Origin of the sequence: Mycobacterium sp., assembly GCF_019247615.1 — a bacterium.
Lineage (GTDB): Bacteria > Actinomycetota > Actinomycetes > Mycobacteriales > Mycobacteriaceae > Mycobacterium.
In genome coordinates, this window is record NZ_JAFBAT010000250.1 from 1 (window position 1) to 2,049 (window position 2,049).

The window sequence follows — 2,049 nt, forward strand, 5'->3', positions numbered from 1 at the left end:
AGGACCGAAAGTCGCACGATGGCGTCAACGCGTTTTGGCGGGTGAACGTTCCCGGGCTTCACAGCCAGGGCGCGTGCGGCTCAGTACTCCTTGAGGGTGATGGAGTTGACGATGCGGTCGAAAACCTCTTGCGGGATCGGCGCACCGCCCGGGATGTTGTCGACGACCAGCCACTGGTTGCGCTTGACGTAGTCCTGGAATTCGGCTTGGTAGCTGGTGAAGCCCTTTTCGTGGTCGTCAGGTGCCGCCGCAAGTTCGCCGGCCAGGACGTAGGCACCAAGGAGCGCGACGCTGGTCCCCTGCCCCGACAACGGCGAGCAGCAATAAGCGGCGTCGCCAACCAGCGCCACCCGGCCCTTCGACCAGCTATCCATCTTGATCTGCGACATCTCGTCGAAATAGAAACCGGGTGCGGCGCGCATGTATTCGAGCAGTTGCGGGCGGACCCAGCCGTCGTCGGCCATTCGCTTCTCCAGCTCGGCGAACTGGGCCGCGGTGTCGGCGGGGTCTATATGCAGATCGGCATCCATGAAGCCGACCATGGCACGCGCTTCGGCGTTGTCGCGCGCGCTGTAGAGCCCAACCATGGTCTTGTCGCCGTAATGCCACATCTGCCAATGGTCGAGTCTTAAAAAGTTGGGCACCGTGAAGATCGCCGCGTACGTGCCCAGCCGGTCGATGAACTGCTCCTCCGGACCGAACGCCAACCGGCGAACGTTGGAGTGCAATCCGTCGGCGCCGATCACCAGGTCGAAGCTGCGCGCGGCGGACCGCTCGAACGTCACGGCCACCGCGTTGCCGTCGTCGTCCAACGCGGCAATGCTGTCTTCGAACAGGAACTCAGCGTTGAGTTCCGTTGCCTGGTAAAGCAATTCGACCAGATCATCGCGGAGCAGCTCGATGTCGGGGCTCGCGATGAGCCCGCCGGTGGGCGTCGATTCGGTGTCCCGGGACAGCTCATTGCCGTCGCGGTCGACGACCGACGCCCCCCGGATGCGCGTCCGCCGATGGTCGGCGGCGGCCCGCAGCATCATGCGTTCCAGCACCGTCAGCGCCGGGCCGCGCACGTCGATGGCCTGGCCGCCCGGCCGCAGCCCGGCATGGCGCTCCACCACCGTGACCGAATAGCCATGGTGGGCAAGCCAGTACGCCGCCGTTATGCCGGCCACGCTGGCACCGGAAATCAGTACGTCAGTCATGAATCAAACCTCGGCGATGCACAGTACCTCGTCGAGGCTGGCGGTGCGCAGGCCGGCCGCGCCCGCCCGCCGTCCGATCGCGCTGATCACATCGGGCCCGGAGGCGTGCACGCCGCCCACCCGGTCCAATCGGGCGGTGTCGAACATCGCCGGTCCGCTGGCCACCGCGTCGCTCAGGACGTAACGACCGGCGTCGGGTGTCCGCCGCACGGCCCGCTCGGGCGCACAGGCACCGGTCAGTTTGACGGCATCACCGAAGTTGATGCCCACCTGGAACACCTGCGGTTCGGCGTCGATCACCGCCGCCAGGCGGCGGATGAAGCTCTCGGGCGCAAAAAACCGCCAATCCTGTCCCAGATGCAGCCAAAACCGGGCGTCGATCTGGGCGCGGATCCGCGGGAGCGGCACGCCGGCCTCACCAGCGTCGCTGGTGGGTACGGAATCGCCGAACTCGAGGAACCCGTAGCGTTCACCCAGCAACGCACGGTCCGAGGAGGACAGGCCGGCATCGATCATGAGGAAGCGCCCGACCCGCGACACGTCGGTGCAGCAGTTCAGAAACGAGTTCAGGGTCTGTTCGACGCGGGCCCTGTCGGGGCCGGCGATCAGGCTGACGACCGCGTCGAGATCGCGTGGGCCCGGGGGCAGGCGCTGCAGCGACTGCACCAGCGGTTCCGGGTAGGGCGTTGCCGCGTCGATCATCACCGGCGCACAGGCGTCGCGGTTGGCGGCAATGCGCTGCCGGTCGGGCTCGGGGATGCCGGGTTTGGCCAGCAGGTCGCGGTTCAACGCGAAGGACTCCGCGCGTTTGCCTATCCACGAGGCGCACACGGCCTGCTCGTCGATCGCC

At 66.9% G+C, this 2,049-nt stretch carries 1 protein-coding gene and 1 pseudogene; both read right to left on the minus strand.

Annotated features, from left to right (window positions below; genetic code table 11):
* Positions 1 to 80 precede the first annotated feature (80 nt).
* Positions 81 to 1,199 (minus strand): FAD-binding protein, encoded by a 1,119-nt coding sequence (locus tag JO059_RS17150; protein ID WP_293320808.1) that lies wholly within the window; start codon positions 1,197 to 1,199, stop codon positions 81 to 83.
* A 3-nt stretch (positions 1,200 to 1,202) separates the two neighbouring features.
* Positions 1,203 to 2,049 (minus strand): annotated as a pseudogene (locus tag JO059_RS17155) (glycosyl transferase); the annotation flags it as partial.